The sequence below is a fragment of the Pantoea sp. E956-1 genome, from assembly GCF_982223955.1.
Genome location: NZ_CEUYZP010000005.1, coordinates 249,942 through 270,431, shown reverse-complemented (window position 1 = coordinate 270,431; position 20,490 = coordinate 249,942). Strand labels below are relative to the sequence as shown.

Sequence of the window (20,490 nt, the reverse complement as noted above, 5' to 3'; positions counted from 1 at the left end):
GAATGAGTCTGCCAGGAGAGCCCGCAGGACGCGGGCGAAAGGCGGGGCGGCACAGGATGTGCCATCCCCGGCGGTCCGTCAGGCAGAGGAATGAAGTGAAGGGACCGCGCAGCGGCGCGAGGACCGCCAGCCCCTGCCCGGCACCAGACTGCGTTAACACCTGTCGCTTAACTGACTGACATTACCGCTGTGCGGGCCTTTTTTATGGGAAAGATGCTGATTTGCGAGGCGTCTTGCGTCAGCCGATAAGCAGCGCTTCCAGCTCGCCCAGCGATTTGACCTGCCAGGTGGGCTTAATATGTTCCGGCAATGGCCGGGTGCCATGATCGAGCCAGCAGGTTTTCACACCGGCATTCATGCCGCCCAGAATGTCTGACTCTGGCGTATCACCTACCATCAGTACCCGCTCACGATCCGGGTTGCCCATCAGATTCAGTGCGTAATCAAAAATCTCTGGCGCCGGTTTTGGCAGGCCGACCTGCTCGGAGATCACCAGCGCCGAAAAATAATCGCGAAAACCGGTGCGCTCCAGACGCGTCTGCTGCAGCGCAGTAAAACCGTTGGTGATGATGCCCATTTTTACCCGGCCATGCAGCTGGTTCATCAGGCTGACCGCGCCCGGCAGCGGCGTACAGATCTCTCCCATTGCGCTGAGAAAGCCGCTGTTGAGGATCTCCGGCGCAACGCTGAGCTTTTCGCTCCAGTGGTTGAAACGCTGAGTCTGCAGCTGTAACGCGGAGATAGCACCGTTCTGATAATCGACCCACAGCGGCTTGTTTATCGCCTGATAATCACTGTAATCCTGGTCGGTGAACTGCACGTCATAACCGGCGAACAGGCGCTGCAAACCGGCATAGGCGTCGAAATGAAAAAGGGTATCGTCGGCATCAAACAGGATGCAATCCCAGTTATCAATCATTAAAGCTCCTTAACACCGCTACGGCGTCAGTGCCATAAGAATGGCATCTTCACGGCCGCTGGCGGTGGGATAATAGTTGGGGCGACGACTGACCTGATTGAATCCAAGCTGCTCATAGAGCGCGATGGCAGGCAGGTTCGAAGCCCGCACTTCCAGCCACAGCGTCAGCACGTCGCGTTTGATCAACTCATCGATCAGATGCTGCAACAGCTGGCGGCCCAATCCCCGGCGCTGAAAAGCGGGATCGACCGCGATGTTAAACAGCGAGGCTTCGTCCAGTACCACCTGCGTAATCGCAAAGGCGGCCATTTTGCCGTCAACGTCGAGACGTAAATTGATAAAGCGCTCGCCCTGATTGCTGGCAAACGTCTTTTCACTCCAGGGAAACGCGTGACTACGACACTCAATGGCGAAGGCCTGCGCCAGATCGTCAGGGGTGAGTAAAGAGATGGCTGTCATGGTTACACATCTGTTGCCAGAGCGCGCGTTTGGCGACGCCGCTGCTGATCAGTTCATTAAAAGAGGCGCTGGTTAATGCCACGCCATTGAAAGTCTGTTCGCTCTCTACGCCGAGCAGCCAGCCCGCGCAGTTCAGCGTTTCCGGCAGCATTTGCAGCTGATCCGGTGTCACGGTCATTACCTGAGCGGGTTGCAGATTGAGAGCATGCAGCACGTCGCGCATCAGCGGTTCATGCAAACCGGGGGGCGCGTCAGCGACAATAATTAACTGCGTGTCCGGTGCCAGCGTGACGGCAATTTCGCCCTGAAGCACGCGCGGGCGGCGCAGTTGGTACTGCGTAATTCCCATTTGCTGTAAAAGCCAGTCGCGCCTGAACGTCATGGTGTTACCTGTTCTGCTGCCTGAATGCGACGCTATGCTAGCAAACCCATCGAACATGCGCCAACAAACCACTATAATCCCCGCTCAGATCTTACAGGAGCCCTACATGTCTGCTTTTACCCCGGCCAGCGAAGTCATTCTGCGCCACAGTGATGAATTTACCGCCCGCCATGTTTTATTTGCTGGCGATCTGCAGGATGACCTGCCCGCTCAGCTGGAAACCGCCTCGTCGCGCGTTCACACCCAGCAATATCATCACTGGCAAAACCTGAGCCGCCGTATGGGCGAACAGGCGCGTTACGGAATGGTTGCGCAGGCCGAAGATGTGCAGGGCTGCGATACCCTGGTCTACTTCTGGACCAAGAATAAGCCGGAAGTGCAGTTCCAGCTGCAGAACCTGCTGTCGCTGCTGCCGGTGGGCTGCGACGTGTTCGTGGTCGGTGAAAACCGCAGCGGCGTGCGCAGCGCCGAAGGCATGATGGAGTCGTGGGTGAAACTGGAGAAGATCGACAGTGCGCGTCGCTGTGGTCTCTACCACGGACGCCTCGACAAGCAGCCTGAATTCGATGCCAGCACTTTTGGTCACCAGTATCAGCTGGATGGTCTGACGATTCATACCCTGCCAGGCGTCTTCAGCCGTGACGGTCTGGATAGCGGCAGCGCCCTGCTGCTGTCGACCTTTACCCCGCACACCAAAGGTAAAGTGCTGGATATGGGCTGTGGCGCGGGCGTGATTGCCGCCTCGCTCCCTGCCCGTTCGCCAAAAGTGCGTCTGTGGCTGTGTGACGTGCATGCAGCGGCGATTGAAGCGAGTAAAGCGACGCTGGCCGCCAATGGCATCGAGGGCGAAGTCTTCGCCAGCAACGTCTTCTCTGACGTGACCGGTCGTTTCGACATGATTATCTCTAACCCACCCTTCCATGAAGGCACTCAGACCAGCCTCGATGCCGCACAGGCGCTGATTCGTGGTGCCGTGAAGCACCTGAATACCGGCGGCGAGTTGCGTATCGTTGCCAACACCTTCCTGCCCTACCCGCAGGCGCTGGATGAAGCCTTCGGCAGTCACGAAGTCATCGCGCAAACCGGCCGCTTTAAAGTTTACCGTGCCGTCTATGGCCGCGGTGCCAAAACGCGCTAAGAGTTTTTCCTGCCGTTAACTGCTTTGCCGGGCTGAAAACGTTGCTTTTTACAGCGATCGTTTCAGCCCGACGAAATAGTTGTTGACGCAAAGAGTAAAATCTCTAGAATGCGCCTCCGTGGTTGTAACATTCTCAAGGTGTTACGGGTATGCGAAGGTGGCGGAATTGGTAGACGCGCTAGCTTCAGGTGTTAGTGTCCTAACGGACGTGAGGGTTCAAGTCCCTCTCTTCGCACCAAAATCACAAGTTTCATATCGCGAGCACTGCGCGAAGGTGGCGGAATTGGTAGACGCGCTAGCTTCAGGTGTTAGTGTCTTAACGGACGTGAGGGTTCAAGTCCCTCTCTTCGCACCATTGCGGTGATATGAACAGACAACTCGATGCGAAGGTGGCGGAATTGGTAGACGCGCTAGCTTCAGGTGTTAGTGTCTTAACGGACGTGAGGGTTCAAGTCCCTCTCTTCGCACCAACGTTGTCATCTTCAGGCCTTTCCCGCTCATCTCTTCTGTTCCCCTGCCGTTTCGTTTTACCCCCTGCTCGTTTTACCTTTTCCGGTTGTTCTGTTTTCCGGTCGCTTTACCTTTTCCAGCCGCTTTACCCTGTACGCCGGTTTTACCCACTCCGCTTATGTTAATTCAGATGAAAATTCACAGAGACAGCCGCCAGTCCGCCCGCTAACGCCAGACAGGATGGCAGCAGCAGATAGTGACGCAGCCGCTGGTTAAACAGCATCACGACAGTCAGCAGCAGCGCAACCGTCATCACCATCCGCCACTGGCTGAAGCTCGGTTCCCATAAGGCGAACAGCGGCAGTGCAATGCACGGCAGCAACACGCCCCACGCACTATCCAGCTTTTTGCCCAGTGCCCAACTGACTCCCCACAGGCCGCAGGCCGCGATAATCGCTATCCCCATGACACAAACCTCAAATGATAAGCATTCCCATTATCATATGACAGTTTTGCCTGCCTTGCAGCCTGTTTTTGTCACGCCCGGCAACGAAGATGACAGACCAGTTGGAAAATGCTAGATTGCGGCCGATAACACCTTTAATAACAGCAACAGCAATAATTTGCTCATTGTCTGGCAGAACCTGGTTTCGCCGGCTTGCCCTTGGGTATTTCAGGGTCGTCACGAGTACTTATAATGAAATTACAATCCTATGAAGAACTGAAACAGAGTAAATACCGGCTTTCAGTGATGCTTTTTCTGTTTCTGAATATCGCCGTCTCGCTATTCCATCTGCTGCCAATAATGAGCAGCGAGAAAAGTGAGACGACCCTGCCGGTAATGAGTGTCGCGGCCTTTAGCAGCATACTGTTAATTACCCATTTAATATGGCCTAAAGTAAAACTCCCCCTGTTAAATCCTGTGGCGCTGCTGCTGGGAATACTCTGGGCCTGGCACATTAATTATCGCTTTCATCAGGTATTCTATTTTGATGGCGGGTTTCTTATTGTCAGTTTGATCAGTGTGTTATTTATCAGTGCCATCGCCCTGAGCGATTATCTGGGAGCATTTTGTCTGCATGTCACGCCACCGGTACTCACCGTATTGCTGCTCGACAATGCGCAGCACCTGCCGCTGATCCTGCTGACCATTACGCTGCCACTGATCGGTTTCTCACTACAGCATCTGATGCGCCGCCGTGCCGACAACTTTACTCTGCGCCTGATGCATCAGCTCTACGAAGAGAAAGAGACATTCAGCGACCTCAGTATGCTCGACCCGCTGACCGGGCTTTATAACCGCCGGGGCCTGAAGAACCGGCTGGATAATATTCTGGAAAACCATGCTGGCAGCCACTATGTGCTGCTGCTGGATATCGATCACTTTAAGTCCTATAACGACAATTACGGGCATGCGATGGGCGATCAGGCGCTGGCGCGGGTCTCTGTCGCGATTCGTGATGCGGTGCGTTCACGCGATGTTGTCACCCGCTATGGCGGCGAAGAGTTTCTGGTATTGATGACCAATGTGAACGGCTCCATCGCCATGAAACTGGCAGAGCGAATCCGTCAATATGTGCTGGATTTAGAAATCCCCCATCTTTTTAATGAAACTGTTTCAACCCACGTCACCATCAGTGCCGGTATCGCGCCTATTTACGATAATGAATTTGACCTGGCGGTCGCCAATGCTGACAGCGCATTATATGTGGCTAAAAATCAGGGCCGGAATACCATTCTCGCCTGGGAAGATTTACCCCGAAAACAGCATCAGGCCGTTAATGAGCATGCATAATTAAAACGTAACACTATCGGTAATAACCCAGGCTTTGGCGCACTCTGCCCGGCTCTCTGCTGCTCCGTCCGATCGGGTAACTGACCTCAACCTCCGCCGTTTTCCCGCCAGCAACGACGATTTTTTACGCGACTTGTAGAGTTAATCAATAACGATTATCATTTGCTTTCTTATCTACACTTTTCGCGAGTCGTCATGGCAACCGCTTCAGCTCAGGAACAGCGTTTTAACGCTCAGTCGATGATCTTCCGGCAGAATGACCGTCCACTGGCGGAAAGTCTGCATGAGCGGCTGCAACAACAGCGCAGCTATCTGCTTGAGTCGACGAAGCTCAGCCAGCCGGCTCCGCGCGACACGCTGACCTTCGCCGTCTGGTCACAATCAGAAGCTTTTACCCCCATTGTTCAGCGCTACAGCGATTATCTCTATCGCGATCATCCTGATGCGGTTCGTGAAGCGAAACCGGTGCTGTCACTCTGGGCGCAATGGTATTTTGGCCTGCTGCTGCCAACACTGATCATGGCGTTGTTGCAGGAGTCGCGTGCACTGGACTGCTCGCCAGAGCATATCCGCGTCGGTTTTCATGAGAATGGTCATCCGGCCACTTTCTGGATCGATGTGCAGGAGGATGAAGAAGCGCGCTACCTTAACCCTCAGCAGCGTATCGATCGGCTGATTCAGCAGCATCTCATCCCGGTGGTCAATGGTATTACGCAGCATGGTGATATCAACGCCCGACTCATCTGGAACAATATGGGCTACTCATTCCAGTGGTTCCTGGGTGAGCTGAAAAGCCAGATTGATGAGTCGCTGGTGCTGCAACTGGAGCAGGCGCTGTTCTTCAACCAGCGGCTGCTGGATGGCAGCGAAAATCCGCTCTACCGCACCATGATCCCACGTAATGGTGAACTGGTCCGTCGCAGCTGCTGCCAGCGTTATCGTATTCCCGATGTCGCACAATGCGGCAACTGCACCCTGAGCGGCAGCTAAACAGACTTAATTACGCTGAATTCTCCGTTTATCTCGTTTACAGGCACTGAGGCTTGTGGCAATTTTTACGCCTTCGATCAGCCTGGAGAGAAAGATGAGCCTGGAGTCCGTGCGCCAGTTCTTCGCCGAACACGCCCCTGAAATTGAAATTATTGAACTGGCCGAAAGCACTGCGACGGTCGGGATGGCTGCCCGCGCCCATGGCGTGACGCCGGGAGAGATCGCCAAGACCCTGTCACTGAAAGTGAAAAACGACGTGGTGTTGATTGTGACACGAGGCGATGCCCGGCTGGATAATCGCAAGCTGAAAGCGGCGCTGGGTGCGAAAGCACGAATGCTGAGTGTTGACGAGGTAATTAACTGGACCGGCCATCCGGTGGGCGGCGTCTGTCCTTTCGGCCTCGAGAATCCGCTGACCGTTTACTGTGATGTCTCACTGCGCAGTTTCGACGAAGTCCTGCCCGCCGCCGGCGCTATCCACAGCGCCGTCCGCATCTCGCCACAGCAGATGGCTGAACTGACTCATGCCCGCTGGATCGACGTGTGCGAAGCGATGTAATGTTTTGCCTCTGCTCGTCCAGGACTTCACTCTCTGCTGCGCCCTGATACTGCTGACCCACTGACAAATTTTCTCAGCCTTTGATGGCCATCGCCGCATTATGGATACCGATGTGGCGCAGCCAGCAAGTGGGCGAGTTAATCGTCCATGGCATCAGGGTTTCAGGCGCTTAAATGCCTGTTCAATAATCGATAACAGCAGCGTGTTATCGACACGATGCAACACATGCACCGAGGCGCCGCACTGCTCAGGCACACCAACAGTGAGCCGAAGGGGCTGACGATAACGCCAGCTTTTGCCGCGCGTCGCACCGGGACGCAGTTCGATATCCACCCGGTAATCGATGCCTGACGCGACCCGCTGATTCAGCAACCAGGCAACCACCAGCGCATCGTGGATCCAGCATCCCGCCAGTTGCCGGGTCGCCATCGAATAGTCGATCCACGGACGCAGCGTGTCGCGCACAAATTCGGTCAGCGGATGAGCGACGGCGGTAAGGCGGGTCAAATCCTGCTGGGTCAGCAGCGTCTGCGTGGTGACATCCATCGGAACCAGCGTTACTGTTGCACCACTGTGCAGCACCTGATGGGCCGCTTCCGGATCCAGGCCAAAATTGGTGTCTTTAATATAATCATCCAGCGTAAACACGCCGCCCATAATGACAATCTCCGCCACAGCGTCGGCCATGGCGGGATAGCGTTGCATTGCCAGCGCCACATTCGTCAGCGGGCCAATCGCCACCAGCGTAATCTCGCCCGGATTGTCGCAAATCAGTTTGCCGATAGCGTCAGCAGCATCAAACGCATCCGCCGCGACATCCGCTGGCTGACGCACGCCCTGCCACATCTCACCCAGCGCAAGCTGATTAACCCGGTTATCCAGCGTCTCGCGCCACGGCGCAGGATCTTCCTGTAGCGCCTGCGTCGCCCCCTGGATTACCGGGATAGATAACCCCAGCCGGACGATCAGATCTTTGGCGACGCGCGCGCCGACTTCACATGGCGTGTTACCGGCCACGGTGGTGATCAATTCCAGCGACAGTGCAGGTGAAGCTAAGGCCAGCGCAATCGCCAGCCCATCATCGGTGTTGGCACCCGCGATACCGTTGCCGGGATCGCAGTCAATAATAATTCTTTTCATATTTTTATAGGCTAACTCTGGCTTTGCGGCTTACAGCCGCAGGATTCACCGATTTCAAGGTAGTGTGGGAACTCCTTTAATTGCGCTTCGCTCTGTCCCTCTTTCAGCATATGAATTGCAGAGCGAGCCATCTCACGCAGTGGCTGACGCACGGTGGTTAATGTCGGGACGTGAAACGACGAGTGATTGGTCCCGTTAAAACAGACCAGCGCTACATCCTGCGGCACCCGGATCTGATGTTCGGAAAAGGCGCGAAGCGCGCCTATCGCCTGACCTTCGTTGCTGGTAAACAGCGCACGAGGCACACGACCCCGGGCGATCATGGTTTGCGCCGCAGCGTATCCGCCCTGTGGGGTGTAGCTGGCGGGAAACATCAGCGATTCATCAATCGGCAGACCGCGATCCTGCATGGCATCACGCCAGCCCTGAATACGATCCTGCGCGTTAAGCATATCGACCGGGCCGCTGATTATGCCGACCTGCTGATAACCGTGACTTAACAGATGTGCCGTTACCTGCCAGGCAGCCTGACGCTCATTGACCCGCAGCATGTTAACGCCCGGCTGAGGCTCTACCCGTTCCAGCATGACCAGTGGCGTACCGCTGGCTTTAATCAGGTCAATGTAAGGATGGCGATCGACGCTGTTGTAAAAGAGTCCATCGACCTGCCGATTAAGCAGTCCCTGAATTAACTCCAGTTCGCGCTTGCGGTCATCACCTGCATCCCCCAGCAGCATGACGTGGCCGTGATTCATCGACTCCTGCAACAACACGTGCGCCATTGAGGCCACAAAAGGATTACCGATGTTGGGCACCACCAGCCCGAAGGTTTTGGTGTTACCGGAAGCCAGTGCGCGAGCAGCCGCATTTGGCCGGTAACCGGTCGCTTTAATCGCCTCCAGTACCCGCTGACGGGTCGCCTCGGCGACCGGACGAGGCCCGTTATTAATGACATAACTGACGACTGCCACTGAGGTGCCTGCCGCTTTCGCAACTTCACTGCGGGTCACTTTTCCCGTTAACGACTTAGGCACATCACGTTCCTCCATAAAAAAACAGGCCGCTTACACGGCCTGCTGCTTTTCTCGCTATCCTGGCAGATGGCATCCTCAGGCTAAGCTAGATGGCATCTTCAGGCAGATTGAGATCCCGCCCTCGCGTTTCAGGCGCGACAAAGGTGGTAAAGAACCCAATGGCGGCCATCGCCGAGAAATAAACCGCAATCGGCCACCAGTGACCGGTATAAGAAAGCATAGCAGCGGCAATAAGTGGTGCGGTTCCGCCGGACAAAATGGAACCCAGTTCTTTAGCCACTGCCATTTTGGTGTAGCGATGATGAACGCCAAACATCTCCACGCCCCATGCCGCCTGCACACCAAAAATACCCAGCGACGCCAGCGCCATACCGACCACGATAACCGGGATCACCAGCATCGGTTCACGCGTGTCGAGCAGCGTAAAGGCGGGCCAGGCGTAGAACATCAGTAACAGACAGAACACGCGATAAACGACCCGGCGACCAAAGCGGTCAGAGAGCCAGCCCGCTAAAGGAATGATCAGGAAACCCAGCAACGACGCGAGGAACACCGCAGTGGTTGGTACGGACTTGTCGACCATCAGCACCTTCGCGACGTAACCGACGATAAAGCCCTGCGCCAGATAGGAAGGGCCATTTTCACCGATACGCAGGCCAACCATGGTCCAGAAAGCACGGGTACGCTGGAAGAAAGGCCGCTGATCCACTACCGGCGCGGCCAGCACGCCTGCGCGTTCCGCTTCCATCTCCGCTTTTCTGCGCTCAAACACCGGCGTTTCACGCAGATGTCGTCGAATCCACAAGGCAACCAGTGCAATCAGCGCACTGCTGAGGAACGGAATACGCCAGCCCCACGCCAGCAGGCTCTGCTGATCCATCTGTACCACCAGCAACCAGACCAGCGAAGCCAGCAATGTGCCGCTGTTAGAACCCAGCGCGATCACGGAAGAGATCAGTCCGCGACGCTCTGTCGGTGCGTATTCGCCCAGCATCACCGTGCCGCCCGATAACTCCGCGCCAGCGCCGAAACCCTGCGTAAAGCGCAGCAGCACCAGACAGGCAGGAGCCCAGACGCCAATAGAGGCATAGCTCGGGATTAAGCCGATAAACGTCGTGGAAGCGCCCATCAAAATAATCGTGGAGATCATCACCACTTTTCGGCCTTTACGATCGCCAAGCCAGCCGAAAAAGAGTGCGCCGATAGGCCGGGCAACAAAGCCGACTGACCAGGTAGCAAAGCTGGAGAGCAGTGCCATCGCTGGGGTCGATTCCGGAAAGAAAACATCGCCAAAGATGATACCGGCCGCCAGGCCATAGAGCGCGAAATCCGCGTACTCCATTGCCGTTCCGAGCCAGCATGAGAAAGTGGCGCGCCAGAAATCTTTGCGGCCTGAAGGGGTATTGAACCGCTCGTCGGCGGCTGAAGTGGATGACAGTGATGCCTGCTGCTTAACGGAGTTGTGTGCCGTCATAACCCTATCCCTGAATGAGTATGCAGATCGATAAACGCCCGTCCATGGGTCGATTCCCTGATAAAAGCGGAAATTCCCCGGCGACGACGTTCAGTTGACTAACCATGATGAAAGGTTAAAGGATTCCCTGGTGTTGGAATCTTGTTCATCGCCCATCTCGCCGGTGTATTTTTCACCGGTCGCTTAAACTGAGCGAATGTAACTTAACAATCGATGGGCCTACTGTGCATCGGGCACCGTGAGCAATCACTAGGGACCTAGTGTATCTACGCGCGTAGATAAATCAATAGATCCTGATGAAAATAATTAGTAAAGCTTCACTATCACATCCCGTCATTACGCATTTTTAGCGCAAATTCAGCTAGTTAACTGCATTACATCACGCAGAAAAAATCACCATCGACTGTAAGTTACCATTTTCTCTTATCATTAAGCGTTATAGGACAGATGAAGACCCTTTCATCGCGCTCTGTTGTCGCACACGCCTGTGACCATAAGATGACACATCCTGTTTATTCTGAAAATTCACTGTAAGCGCAGACAATACGTTACCCTGAAAAAAAAGGACGGGCAGAGATGTTATGACCATTATTCTGATGCGACACGGTAAACCCGATCATCAGGCGGCAGGTCGCCAGAGCGTACAGGCGCTGGCAGACTGGTGCGAAGCCTACGATCAGTCACGGGTTAGTGACGGGCCCCCGCCGCGCAGTATTGAAATTGCCCGTCAGGCTGCGGTTATAGTCTGTAGTCCTCTGCCCCGTGCGCAATCCTCCCTGAGCCAGCTTGGCCTGCAGCCGCATGAGGTTGATGCCCTATTCAGCGAAGTTGCCGTACCCCTACTGCGAACCGGCGCAGTGCAGCTGCCTACCGTGTGCTGGCTGGCCCTGTTGCGGCTATTGTGGTTCTGCGGGTATGCGGGTGAAGCGGAGTCGCTGCAACATGCGCGCAGCCGCGCCTCGGCGGCGGCAGAGAAGCTGATCGATCACTCACGGCGTGGCACGGTGCTGCTGCTGGGTCACGGCATCATGAACAAGATGATTGCGCGCGAATTACGTAAACGCGGCTGGCAGGCGGAAAAGCACGCCAGCAGCCGTCACTGGAGTTCCGCAATCTATCATCGTCCGTTTATCTGACCGACCGGAAAATAACCCAGCACCTCACAGCCCGTCCCAACACGCGGCGTGGCAATCACTTTACGCTGCGTCAGATCGATCACACTGAGGGTGCCATCATCCTGATTGGCAATCAGCAGCTGTTGCCTGTCTGGTGTAAAACAGCCATCCATCGGCATGTTGCCTACCTGGATGTCGCCCAGCGGATTCAGCAGGTCGTCAAACAGCGTCACCAGGGGTTCCTGATCCCCTATCGCCACCAGCTGTTCACCATCAGCGCTGAAGCGTACCACCTGGCAGGGACGCTCATGACCTGGCAGCGTCAGGCGCTGGCGAATGCGGTGGCTTTGCCGGTCGATCACATAGAGCAACGGCGCATCAGCGGCGCTGGCGACCAGATAAGGGTGTTTCGGTGACGCAGCGATGCCAGCAATCGGGCCAGGCAGCAGGATGGTATCGATAACCCGTCCCTCTGCTTCACAGAGATCCACGACTGTGATAGTCGCATCCTCTTCGTTATCGGTGAACAACTTGCGGCCGCTGGGTGACAGCGTCAGGCGATGCGCGTTGTGAGAAGGAATCGGAATGATTTTTTCCACTTTGTCGGTCTGCGGATCGATCACCGCCACAGCGGCACTCTGCTCACAGCAGAGATAGACTTTGCCATCGCGGCCCAGCTGCCCGCTATGGGGTGACCGCAGCGGCGACAGATCGATAAAGCCACTGATCTCCCGACGCTGTAAATCGATAATCGCCACTTTGTGACCCGGATGCGGGTTATTACCATGAACGCCGTCGCCAAAAATGGGTACATAGGCTTTACCCCACGGTGCCAGCATCAGGAGTTCATGCGGCCGCGGTGGAAAAGCGTTCAGTTCCCGCTCGACCGCGAAGGTTTCCGGATTAAGAAACAGGACGCGATTACCCTGCTTATCAACCGCCAGTAACCCGTAAGATTCACTCTGCATGCGCGCTCCTTTCTCAGTAAGTTCTTATTAAGCGTAGACAATCCTCTTCAGGCTGTCTGATTCCGCGAATTGATGAGCCGGGCTTACGCGACGCGTTAAGCACAATCGTCACTGTTTCTGTGGCCCAGGCCACAGGATAGCGTGCAGGTTCAGAATGATATTCAGATATTCCTTAACTGCTTTTATTCCTGCATTTAAATAAATGATTAACAGTGGCGATATTATTATTTTCATCACATGACCGGATTAATTCCGTATTATCTTAAAGTCAAAAAAAGACATAGCTAATGTGTAAATAATGTTTTATTAAAAAGGTGCAGTGCAATTAAACAGCCGTGAGGAAACTTCTGCGCGCTAAAGCACTGCGTCGCCACCAGGGAAAACTATTCATTAATTCCCGCACTCATCGTGATTGCAGCCAGTATGCAATGCCACCCGTACTCGCCTCTGGCAGAACGGGCAGAGCCTGCACTATGACGGGAAAATAAAAATAACAGGTATACCATGACTTCACATCGCCATCGTCCAGCGCATAAAATCTGGCGTAACTGGAAAAGAATATCGTTCAGTAGCCAGATGTTATGGAATAAAAAACAGCAGAGACTCTGTCAGGCACCGGAATATGATCCGGGTCAGGAAGATAATGTCGTCCTGGTCGCACAGCAGAAAGATTTGCCGGAGATTCCAAAAATAGTCTGGATGGTCTGGCATAACGATCAACTGCCCACGTCAATGGCGCTGAATATCAGTAAAATCCGGCGGGACAACCCCGACCACCAGGTTTATCTGATTACGCAGCGCACCCTGTCGCAGTGGCTGCCCGATCTCAACTTTATCTCTTCCGATCTGACGCTGGCACATAAAAGTGAAATTATCCGGCTTGAGCTGATTCACCGCTATGGCGGCATCGGCATCGATTGCAGCACATTGCTGTTTGAGAATCTCGCCTGGGTGCATCGCGTTCACGAAGCGCGGTCAATGGATCTCATCGGTTACTATCGTGAACAATCGACGCTGAACCTGCTTGCGCCGGTCACGGAGAGCTGGTTTCTCGCCGCGCCGCCGCAAAATCCCTTTATCCGCGAATGGCTTAAACAGCTGGCACCGGTTAAAAACGTCGGTATCCGCAACTATTTCCATGAACTAAAGAAGCGTGATGATTTTCCGCTGATTGTGCAGAATATGGAGGATCCGTCTCGTCAGCTCCTGTCGCTGGCGCAGCAGGTTGCGATGCGTGAATACCGGCGGGCCAACCTCTATCTGCGTAAAGGCGAAGCCAGCGCCTGGTACTATCAGCATCTGCATGCCGGAAGCAGCAGCGCTTTTGCGCAGTCAGTGATGTTTCAGCAGCGGCCACAGACGCCACCACCCATTATAAAATTAACCGGCAACGAGCGGCTGCATCTCGACTTTAATCTGCGGCTTGGTTTATATAACCGCAGCAGCCTGATTGGCGAGATGATGCAAACCACGCCGTCTGCGCTGGCATTGCCATCAACGGTCAAAGCGCGCGCGTAACCAGTGCGTAAACGTAGTGACCGCGCGTGGCACCTGCGCCGCCCAGGGTCGTACGATCCACAGGCGGGCGGCAAAGGCCTCAATCGGCTGCCATGCAGGCAATACCTGCTGCAATGACCCTGCTGCCAGCGCCTCCCGGGCGCTGAAATCGGGCAGCATAGCGATCCCTAATCCCTGCAGGGCCGCATCGCGTATCGACTCGCTGTTGTTAGTGGCAAAGCTGCCCTGAATCCGTACCTGTACCGGTTCGCTATCCGCGGTGGGGGCAAACCGCCAGCGCGGTGATTCGACGCCTCGTGGGTAGTAAAGGCAGTTATGCTGCGCCAGATCCTGTGGCGACTGCGGCACACCCTGCTGGTTGAGATAGGCAGGTGATGCCACCAGCAACGTCCGCGTGTCACACAGCGGCAGTGCCACGTGGGTTTCCGGCAGGGTGTCGCTGTGTCGAATGGCCAGATCAAATCCCTCACTGCTCAGCGACACAATGCGGTCAGTCACATCCAGTTGCAGACGCACCTGCGGATAATCACGCAGAAATTCACCGATAATCGGCACCAGTTGCTGGCGGGCAAACGCCACCGGTGCGGTAATGCGCACAAGGCCACGCACCGGCCCGGCGGTATCCCGCACGCTGAAAAAACTCTGTTCGATGCGGGCAAAAGGCTCGCGTAGCTCTTCCACCAGCTTCTCACCGGCAGAAGTGAGCCGCACGCTGCGCGTAGTGCGTTGTACCAGCAACACACCGGCCATCTCCTCCAGCTCTTTAATTTTCTGGCTCATCGCAGCCTTGCTGACGTCGAGCCGCTCTGCCGCGCGGGTAAAACTGCCCTGCTCAGCCAGTACCGTCAGCCAGTGCAGGTGATCCCACAGGGTATCAGTTTTCATCTCTTTCATCGTAATTGTTCACTAGAGTGAATAATCATTTCAGGCTACGCGCTTTTTCCCGCCGGATAAAGGGGTCACCATAGGGTTCTTAATTACCGGGAGGAGTTCGCTATGCCACTGCTGCAATTTGATGTTATCCAGGGTCGTTCAGAATCAGAGTTACGTACACTACTGGATGCGGCACACCGCGCCGTACTCACGGCCTTTAAGGTGCCGGAACGCGATCGCTACCAGATTGTTCAGGAAAACAAGCGCTATCAGATGGTGTTTCAGGATACCGGACTGGGATTCAGCCGGAGCGATAATCTGGTGATGGTGCGGGTCTATACCAGCCCACGCAGCAGTGAACAGAAACAGCTATTTATGGCCGAGCTGGCGCGTGAGCTGCGTGAGCATTGTGGTGTGCAGGGCAACGATTTAATGATCAGCTTTATCACCAACGACAAAGGTGACTGGAGTTTTGCCGACGGCGAAGCACAATATCTCACCGGCAAACTCTGAAAATCGCCCTGACTCTGCTCTGTTGACGGTGCGCGCCAGCCACCGTCACGCCTGATAACCTCACTTCTGAAATGACAATAAACCAATCTGCTCTTCACCGCACAAATCGGGCCGGATATGTTGCAGCCGGATTACAGCCAATATAGATTGTCGAAAAACCATCCCCCGAAGGTGGCCGGTTGCGTGAAGCCTCGCGTAACCCTGAAGAGAGGATTCTCCGTTGTCCGAATTGGTGTCCGTCGCGTTGTTTCTGGCCGCTATTACAATCTATTCCTGTAAAGCCGGGCGTAACAAATTCTGGTTTGTTGTTGTTCTTATCCTGCTGGTGCTTTTCGTTGTGCTGAACGCCACCCTCTATGCCAGCAACTATTTTACCGGTGACGGCATCAACGATGCGGTGCTCTATACCCTGACCAACAGTCTGACCGGCGCGGGTGTCAGTAAATACGTGGTGCCGGCGATTGGGCTGATCATCGTGTTGTTTCTGCTGTTCTGCCTGCTGTCGTGGATTCTGCGGCGGCGTCAGCGTCCGCATCACATGGGCTGGTCGCTGCTGGCGGCTGCCTGCGCATTCGGCTCGGTGCAGACCACCCCGGCCTTTCGCCAGGTAGCCACCCTGATTTTGTCGCATACCCAACAGGCGGATTCTGACTTCGACAACTTCTATAAAGTGCCGCGTAATCGCATTGAACAGCCGCGTCTCAATGTGGTTTACATCTATGGTGAAAGCTTAGAGCGCACCTATTTTGACTCCATCGCCTTTCCCGGCTTAGCACCGGAGTTGAGCCGGCAGAAAGAGCAGAGCATCGACTTCAGCGAAACCGAACAGCTGCCAGGTACCGATTACACCATTGCGGGCATGGTCGCCTCACAGTGTGGCATTCCGCTGTTTGCCCCGTTTGACGGCAATGCGTCAGCGTCGCTCTCCAGCTTCTATCCGCAGAATGTCTGTCTGGGTGACATCCTGAAAAACTCCGGCTACGAGAACTGGTTTATTCAGGGTGCCGATCTGCGTTTCGCCGGGAAAGATGTTTTCCTGAAATCACACGGTTTTGATCCCGCTAACCTTTATGGCTCGCAGGAGCTGAAAAGTCGCGTCGCCGATCCCAGCTACCGTAATAACTGGGGTTATTACGACGATACGGTAATGGATGAGGTGTTTGAGAAGTATCAGGAACTCTCTCAGGCCGGTAAACCTTTTGCGCTGTTTACGCTGACCGTCGACACCCATCATCCTGACGGATTTATTTCACGCAGCTGCGATCGCAGGAGCTACAGCATTGAGGGCAAACCGAATCAGTCATTCAGTGCGGTCGCCTGTTCGCAGGAGCATGTGGCGCGCCTGATTGCGCGCATCAAAGCGTCGCCGTGGTTTAAAAATACCGTGATTGTGGTGAGCTCGGATCATCTGGCGATGAACAACACTGCGCATCCGTGGCTGGTCAAACAGCCCCGTCGCAATCTGTTCATGGTAATCCGCGGCGATAAACCGCAGGCGGAGCTGATGGAGGCGAAGCGCAGCACGCTGGATAACGGTGCCACGCTACTGGATATTCTCGGCGGCGATAACGCGATTGGCCTGGGCCGCAGCAGCCTCTCATCTCTGTCACTCTCCACCCAGTTCGACGATATGAAAAGTAAGGTGACGAGCTGGAAGCCCGACATTATCCAGCTGTGGAATTTCCCGAAGAAGATAGACAACTTCACGGTCGATCAGGCGAAAAATATCTTCAGCTTCTCGGGGACTACCTTCAAATTGCCGATTCTGTTCCGCATCAGTGATAAGCATGTCGAGCCGATGCCGGAGGGAGAATATTCGGCACCGCTGCGCTATCAGCTGGCAGATTTCGCCTCAGCAGATAGATTTCTCTGGGTGGATCGCTGTTTTAAAATGGCGCGACTCTGGCAGCCTTCGCTGGCACTCTCCGGCGATCTCTGTGTGGCGATGGGACAGCTCGGCGGCACGCCGTCGGTGACGCACATTGACAAACCGCAATGGAAAGGCAAAGTTAGTTTCCCGGACGGTGCTATCAGCGATGCGCGTTACCAGCAGAATCTGGCGCAGATCCGTATTGAAGATAACAACATTCGCTACAGCGCAGACAGCTTCCGGCTCGACGTGCCTGGTGCGCCACAGAGTGTTAAAAACTTCAGCGGCATCTCACGGCCAGAGAGCTGGGGACGCTGGTCTAACGCTAATCTCGCGCCCGAGGTTCATATCGACTATATCGATGCGCTGCCCGCGAAGTTCGATCTGGTGATCACCGCGCGCGCGTATGGCCCCAACGCGCACCGGGCGATTCCGGTTCGGGTCGGCGATCAGCAGCAACTGCTGTCGCTAAGTGAAGAGATATCGACACATACCCTGCATTTCGACAACCCAGGCGCCAGCCATCGTCTGGTGATTGCACCACCTGAACCGCAGCTGAGCAACATCGGCAATATCACCGGTCAGGATCCGCGCAAACTGGGCATCGGCATGGTTGAAATTAAAATCGTGCCACAGCCATAACGCCCGCTTTTACTCTTTCCGACTCTGCGGATTTCTGCAGAGTCGCCTTATCCTGCCATCAGCTAAATGTTGCGAGGCAACCCGCACTCTGCTGCACGTTACTTGTTGTACTAATTGATATTTTTAGGCAAGGCGCGCAAAATATAACCGACTTAGTGGCGATACGACTTTTGCCTGTCATGATGCCGTTATCGCTGAAGTGCACAAGGAGGTGTCGTGATGACCAGCACAATGATGAGTACCCACAAAGCTTTTAAAGCGCTGCAACAGGCAGGGATCGACGATGAGCAAGCGGAGGCGATGGTGGAGGTGTTTACTGATATGCAGCAGAGGCAGCCAGGCGGACAGGTTGGAAAGCAACTCGGTCAGATTCAGACCAAAACCAACCAGATAGACATTCGGCTCGGCCAGCTTACGACCAAAGTCGATCAGACAAACGATCGGGTCAGCCACCTTACGACCAAAATCGACGAGACAAACGATCGGGTCAGCCACCTTACGACCAAAGTCGACGAGACAAACGATCGGGTCAGCCACCTTACGACCAAAATCGATGAGACAAACGATCGGGTCAGCCACCTTACGATCAAAGTCGAGCAGATGGACGATCGACTCGGCAAACTTACATTGAAAGTCGACCAGACAGATAGTCGGGTCAGCCAGCTTTCAATAAAAGTTGATCAAATCGACAATAGGCTCGGCCAGCTTACAATAAAAGTTGATCAGATAGACATTCGGCTCGGCCAGCTTACGACTAAAGTCGATCAGATAGATGAGCGGCTTGGTCAGCTCACAACAAAAGTACATCAGATAGATGAGCGGCTTGGCCATGTTGAAAGAAAAACGGACAAACTGGCCATCCGTTTTAATCAGTTAGAAGCCAAAGTGGATAAGCTGGATGTCGCTCTCAGTGAAATGAATTTCCGATTAACGTCGGCTGTGGACAGCCTCAGAAATGACGTTGTTACCCTGACCACCGATATGCGCTGGATCAAACGGTTATCTATTCTCATGACCACCACCCTGCTGGCGGCGGTCCTGAAAGATATTTTAATTTGATCCCGTTATCGCCCGGTCAGGGCCTGTCGCGCAGCGCCTCCAGCTTTTCGCGCTGCTGACCGTCGGCGGTAAAGTTCTCCTCCGCCAGCCAGCGCTGCAGGCCCTTTTTCACCTGCGGCCATTCGCTATCGATAATCGAGAACCAGCTGGTGTCACGTGAACGCCCTTTGTAGATGATCGCCTGACGGAAATCCCCTTCATAACGGAAACCGAGACGGGCCGCTGCCTTACGGGAAGGGGCGTTACAGCTATCGCATTTCCATTCATAACGGCGATAACCCAGCGTCTCAAAGGCGTAACGCATCAGCAGGAAATGCGCCTCCGTTGCCATGCGGGTCTGCTTCAGCCGGGCCGAAAACATGACATGCCCGACTTCCATCACGCCATGTTCAGGCTGAATGCGCATTAACGACAGGCTACCCACCGCCTGCTCAGTGGCGAGATCGATCACTGCAAAATGCAGCGGATCGCGACTCACTTCAAGCTGTGCGGCATACGTCTGCCATGCCCGGCGTTCGGTAAAGGGCCCGGCAGGCAGGTAAGTCCAGTCACGCCCATCTTCAGCCAGCGCCCATGCCTCAAACAGTGCCTCAGCATGACGCGCCACACTGAACGGCTCCAGCCGACAAACTTCGCCAGTAAAAACCTGATGCTGGGGCAGAGGTCGGGGCTGCCAGTCTGGCATTGGCTCACCGACCGGCTGTCCGTACTGATTGCTATGTTGTGACATGTTGCCTCCTGGCTGCAGATAGAGGTCAGTAGATTGCCACGACGCTGGCAAATTATGCACCTGGATTATTAAAAAGGGTTAATCCAGCGCAGGCCGACGACAGCTGTTGAGGCATCACATGAGGAGACGTGGGGAGACGCAGAGCAGGAATAATCACGGCGGGCAGGCGAAAGTACTGCGGGGAGCTAAAAAAAGCCGGTCATCACGACCGGCTGATTTTTTAACCGCTGTTCTTAACCGCGGAAGAAGATATCGCCCGATTTACCCATGACGATTTTGCCGGTGTCATTGGTAATAAGAATGTAGTTGGCGTTGATATAGGCCCAGTGGGTATTTTCCTGTGGAGCAGGCAGATTACGCTTTTGCCACTCAGTGATGGTGTAGGTTTTATCGGTGTACTTCTCTGGCACTGTGTCACCGATTTTGTACTGTTTGTAGTCGATGATGATGGTGCTGAGGTCGTAATTAGGGTGCGCGCCATTGGAGGGGGCTGGCGTGGTCGGCGTAATGCCATCATTAGATTGTGAACTGGCCGGTGCCTGGCTTTGTGCGGCACCCGTATCCGGCTGGACACTACCTGTTTCCGGTGTAGCGGGCTGCGCATCCGGATTAGCAGGCTGAATCTGCGGCGGTGGCGGAACGGTATCCGTTGCTTCGCCAGCAGCCTGTACAGCGGGGATCAGGCTCAGCGAGCCAACCAGTAATCCCATTGATAAAAGTATACGTTGAGTCCTGCGCATAATGATTTCCACGTTGAATTTTGACAGTCAGGCTAAAGACAATGTTTATCGCACTTCAGTTCCGGCGTACGGACACTATGTGTAAGGAAAGACAGCGCTATTCACTTACTGCATACAGGCCA

Annotated in this window: 20 protein-coding genes and 3 tRNA genes; 12 read left to right on the top strand and 11 right to left on the bottom strand. The window is 54.7% G+C overall.

Annotated features, from left to right (window positions below; genetic code table 11):
• Positions 1–238: 238 nt before the first annotated feature.
• The 3 genes from yjjG to AC0T7J_RS15310 are packed head-to-tail and all read right to left on the bottom strand — an operon-like array spanning position 239 to position 1,760.
• Positions 239–919, bottom strand: a complete 681-nt coding sequence (yjjG, locus tag AC0T7J_RS15320; RefSeq protein WP_473795237.1) for a pyrimidine 5'-nucleotidase — start codon at positions 917–919, stop codon at positions 239–241.
• 18 nt (positions 920–937) lie between these two features.
• Complete coding sequence (gene rimI, locus AC0T7J_RS15315; RefSeq protein ID WP_010253603.1) at positions 938–1,378, bottom strand: ribosomal protein S18-alanine N-acetyltransferase; 441 nt, start codon at positions 1,376–1,378, stop codon at positions 938–940.
• The gene (locus tag AC0T7J_RS15310; RefSeq protein WP_473795236.1) at positions 1,350–1,760 is read right to left on the bottom strand and encodes a DNA polymerase III subunit psi; all 411 of its coding nucleotides are present in this window, start codon (positions 1,758–1,760) and stop codon (positions 1,350–1,352) included. The genes rimI and AC0T7J_RS15310 overlap by 29 nt, the downstream gene beginning before the upstream one ends.
• Before the next feature lie 106 nt (positions 1,761–1,866).
• Between AC0T7J_RS15310 and rsmC the strand changes: the two genes are divergently transcribed.
• The 4 genes from rsmC to AC0T7J_RS15290 all read left to right on the top strand — a co-directional run bounded on the left by rsmC (position 1,867) and on the right by AC0T7J_RS15290 (position 3,368).
• On the top strand, positions 1,867–2,898 hold the full coding sequence (rsmC, locus tag AC0T7J_RS15305) for a 16S rRNA (guanine(1207)-N(2))-methyltransferase RsmC (RefSeq protein ID WP_010253598.1): 1,032 nt from the start codon (positions 1,867–1,869) through the stop codon (positions 2,896–2,898).
• A 151-nt stretch (positions 2,899–3,049) separates the two neighbouring features.
• Positions 3,050–3,136: transfer RNA gene (locus AC0T7J_RS15300), tRNA-Leu, on the top strand.
• Between the two features lie 30 nt (positions 3,137–3,166).
• Positions 3,167–3,253 (top strand) — tRNA-Leu (locus AC0T7J_RS15295).
• A gap of 28 nt (positions 3,254–3,281) precedes the next feature.
• Positions 3,282–3,368 (top strand) — tRNA-Leu (locus AC0T7J_RS15290).
• 161 nt (positions 3,369–3,529) lie between these two features.
• On the opposite strand, the gene AC0T7J_RS15285 is transcribed toward AC0T7J_RS15290, so the two are convergent.
• Positions 3,530–3,814 carry a DUF1435 domain-containing protein gene (locus AC0T7J_RS15285; protein WP_010251467.1) on the bottom strand — a complete coding sequence of 95 codons (285 nt, stop codon included), beginning with the start codon at positions 3,812–3,814 and terminating at the stop codon, positions 3,530–3,532.
• 231 nt (positions 3,815–4,045) lie between these two features.
• On the opposite strand from AC0T7J_RS15285, the gene AC0T7J_RS15280 reads away from it, so the two are divergent.
• The 3 genes from AC0T7J_RS15280 (at position 4,046) to AC0T7J_RS15270 (ending at position 6,692) form a co-directional block, all read left to right on the top strand.
• Positions 4,046–5,143, top strand: coding sequence for a GGDEF domain-containing protein (locus AC0T7J_RS15280; RefSeq protein WP_473795235.1), 1,098 nt, complete (start codon positions 4,046–4,048; stop codon positions 5,141–5,143).
• 195 nt (positions 5,144–5,338) lie between these two features.
• Positions 5,339–6,133, top strand: a complete 795-nt coding sequence (gene fhuF, locus AC0T7J_RS15275) for a siderophore-iron reductase FhuF (protein WP_473795234.1) — start codon at positions 5,339–5,341, stop codon at positions 6,131–6,133.
• A gap of 94 nt (positions 6,134–6,227) precedes the next feature.
• Positions 6,228–6,692 (top strand): YbaK/EbsC family protein, encoded by a 465-nt coding sequence (locus tag AC0T7J_RS15270; protein WP_473795233.1) that lies wholly within the window; start codon positions 6,228–6,230, stop codon positions 6,690–6,692.
• Positions 6,693–6,845: 153 nt separating this feature from the next.
• On the opposite strand, the gene AC0T7J_RS15265 is transcribed toward AC0T7J_RS15270, so the two are convergent.
• The 3 genes from AC0T7J_RS15265 to AC0T7J_RS15255 all read right to left on the bottom strand — a co-directional run bounded on the left by AC0T7J_RS15265 (position 6,846) and on the right by AC0T7J_RS15255 (position 10,340).
• Positions 6,846–7,832: a nucleoside hydrolase gene (locus AC0T7J_RS15265; RefSeq protein WP_473795232.1), complete on the bottom strand. Its 987-nt coding sequence runs from the start codon at positions 7,830–7,832 to the stop codon at positions 6,846–6,848.
• 11 nt (positions 7,833–7,843) lie between these two features.
• Positions 7,844–8,866: a LacI family DNA-binding transcriptional regulator gene (locus tag AC0T7J_RS15260; protein ID WP_045140873.1), complete on the bottom strand. Its 1,023-nt coding sequence runs from the start codon at positions 8,864–8,866 to the stop codon at positions 7,844–7,846.
• Positions 8,867–8,951: 85 nt separating this feature from the next.
• On the bottom strand, positions 8,952–10,340 hold the full coding sequence (locus AC0T7J_RS15255) for an MFS transporter (protein WP_473795231.1): 1,389 nt from the start codon (positions 10,338–10,340) through the stop codon (positions 8,952–8,954).
• A 581-nt stretch (positions 10,341–10,921) separates the two neighbouring features.
• Here AC0T7J_RS15255 and AC0T7J_RS15250 point away from each other — a divergent pair.
• Entirely contained in the window at positions 10,922–11,476 is a 555-nt protein-coding gene (locus AC0T7J_RS15250; RefSeq protein ID WP_473795230.1) for a histidine phosphatase family protein, read from the top strand.
• Here the strand turns inward: AC0T7J_RS15250 and AC0T7J_RS15245 are convergent.
• Entirely contained in the window at positions 11,458–12,423 is a 966-nt protein-coding gene (locus AC0T7J_RS15245; RefSeq protein ID WP_473795229.1) for a beta-propeller fold lactonase family protein, read from the bottom strand. The two genes, AC0T7J_RS15250 and AC0T7J_RS15245, sit on opposite strands and share 19 nt — an antisense overlap.
• A gap of 504 nt (positions 12,424–12,927) precedes the next feature.
• Between AC0T7J_RS15245 and AC0T7J_RS15240 the strand changes: the two genes are divergently transcribed.
• Complete coding sequence (locus AC0T7J_RS15240) at positions 12,928–13,941, top strand: glycosyltransferase family 32 protein (protein WP_473795228.1); 1,014 nt, start codon at positions 12,928–12,930, stop codon at positions 13,939–13,941.
• On the opposite strand, the gene AC0T7J_RS15235 is transcribed toward AC0T7J_RS15240, so the two are convergent.
• Complete coding sequence (locus AC0T7J_RS15235; RefSeq protein WP_473795227.1) at positions 13,918–14,835, bottom strand: LysR family transcriptional regulator; 918 nt, start codon at positions 14,833–14,835, stop codon at positions 13,918–13,920. The two genes, AC0T7J_RS15240 and AC0T7J_RS15235, sit on opposite strands and share 24 nt — an antisense overlap.
• Before the next feature lie 102 nt (positions 14,836–14,937).
• On the opposite strand from AC0T7J_RS15235, the gene AC0T7J_RS15230 reads away from it, so the two are divergent.
• From AC0T7J_RS15230 to AC0T7J_RS15220, 3 genes are all read left to right on the top strand, one after another.
• A complete protein-coding gene (locus AC0T7J_RS15230) occupies positions 14,938–15,327 on the top strand; it encodes a tautomerase family protein (protein WP_010251498.1) in 390 nt (129 codons plus the stop codon).
• A 220-nt stretch (positions 15,328–15,547) separates the two neighbouring features.
• Positions 15,548–17,839 (top strand): phosphatidylglycerol--membrane-oligosaccharide glycerophosphotransferase, encoded by a 2,292-nt coding sequence (opgB, locus tag AC0T7J_RS15225; RefSeq protein WP_473795226.1) that lies wholly within the window; start codon positions 15,548–15,550, stop codon positions 17,837–17,839.
• Positions 17,840–18,058: 219 nt separating this feature from the next.
• The gene (locus AC0T7J_RS15220) at positions 18,059–18,898 is read left to right on the top strand and encodes a tropomyosin (RefSeq protein ID WP_473795225.1); all 840 of its coding nucleotides are present in this window, start codon (positions 18,059–18,061) and stop codon (positions 18,896–18,898) included.
• A gap of 16 nt (positions 18,899–18,914) precedes the next feature.
• On the opposite strand, the gene AC0T7J_RS15215 is transcribed toward AC0T7J_RS15220, so the two are convergent.
• Both AC0T7J_RS15215 and AC0T7J_RS15210 read right to left on the bottom strand, forming a co-directional pair.
• Positions 18,915–19,628, bottom strand: coding sequence for a GNAT family N-acetyltransferase (locus AC0T7J_RS15215; protein WP_473795224.1), 714 nt, complete (start codon positions 19,626–19,628; stop codon positions 18,915–18,917).
• A 233-nt stretch (positions 19,629–19,861) separates the two neighbouring features.
• Positions 19,862–20,368 carry an RcnB family protein gene (locus AC0T7J_RS15210; protein ID WP_473795223.1) on the bottom strand — a complete coding sequence of 169 codons (507 nt, stop codon included), beginning with the start codon at positions 20,366–20,368 and terminating at the stop codon, positions 19,862–19,864.
• Positions 20,369–20,490 lie beyond the last annotated feature (122 nt).

Excerpts from the sequence above, each read along its gene's own strand:
- yjjG (WP_473795237.1), bottom strand. The coding sequence starts at position 919 with ATGATTGATAACTGGGATTGCATCCTGTTTGATGCCGACGATACCCTT.
- rimI (WP_010253603.1), bottom strand. The coding sequence starts at position 1,378 with ATGACAGCCATCTCTTTACTCACCCCTGACGATCTGGCGCAGGCCTTC.
- AC0T7J_RS15310 (WP_473795236.1), bottom strand. The coding sequence starts at position 1,760 with ATGACGTTCAGGCGCGACTGGCTTTTACAGCAAATGGGAATTACGCAG.
- rsmC (WP_010253598.1), top strand. The coding sequence starts at position 1,867 with ATGTCTGCTTTTACCCCGGCCAGCGAAGTCATTCTGCGCCACAGTGAT.
- AC0T7J_RS15285 (WP_010251467.1), bottom strand. The coding sequence starts at position 3,814 with ATGGGGATAGCGATTATCGCGGCCTGCGGCCTGTGGGGAGTCAGTTGG.
- AC0T7J_RS15280 (WP_473795235.1), top strand. The coding sequence starts at position 4,046 with ATGAAATTACAATCCTATGAAGAACTGAAACAGAGTAAATACCGGCTT.
- fhuF (WP_473795234.1), top strand. The coding sequence starts at position 5,339 with ATGGCAACCGCTTCAGCTCAGGAACAGCGTTTTAACGCTCAGTCGATG.
- AC0T7J_RS15270 (WP_473795233.1), top strand. The coding sequence starts at position 6,228 with ATGAGCCTGGAGTCCGTGCGCCAGTTCTTCGCCGAACACGCCCCTGAA.
- AC0T7J_RS15265 (WP_473795232.1), bottom strand. The coding sequence starts at position 7,832 with ATGAAAAGAATTATTATTGACTGCGATCCCGGCAACGGTATCGCGGGT.
- AC0T7J_RS15255 (WP_473795231.1), bottom strand. The coding sequence starts at position 10,340 with ATGACGGCACACAACTCCGTTAAGCAGCAGGCATCACTGTCATCCACT.
- AC0T7J_RS15250 (WP_473795230.1), top strand. The coding sequence starts at position 10,922 with ATGACCATTATTCTGATGCGACACGGTAAACCCGATCATCAGGCGGCA.
- AC0T7J_RS15245 (WP_473795229.1), bottom strand. The coding sequence starts at position 12,423 with ATGCAGAGTGAATCTTACGGGTTACTGGCGGTTGATAAGCAGGGTAAT.
- AC0T7J_RS15240 (WP_473795228.1), top strand. The coding sequence starts at position 12,928 with ATGACTTCACATCGCCATCGTCCAGCGCATAAAATCTGGCGTAACTGG.
- AC0T7J_RS15235 (WP_473795227.1), bottom strand. The coding sequence starts at position 14,835 with ATGAAAGAGATGAAAACTGATACCCTGTGGGATCACCTGCACTGGCTG.
- AC0T7J_RS15230 (WP_010251498.1), top strand. The coding sequence starts at position 14,938 with ATGCCACTGCTGCAATTTGATGTTATCCAGGGTCGTTCAGAATCAGAG.
- AC0T7J_RS15220 (WP_473795225.1), top strand. The coding sequence starts at position 18,059 with ATGACCAGCACAATGATGAGTACCCACAAAGCTTTTAAAGCGCTGCAA.
- AC0T7J_RS15215 (WP_473795224.1), bottom strand. The coding sequence starts at position 19,628 with ATGTCACAACATAGCAATCAGTACGGACAGCCGGTCGGTGAGCCAATG.
- AC0T7J_RS15210 (WP_473795223.1), bottom strand. The coding sequence starts at position 20,368 with ATGCGCAGGACTCAACGTATACTTTTATCAATGGGATTACTGGTTGGC.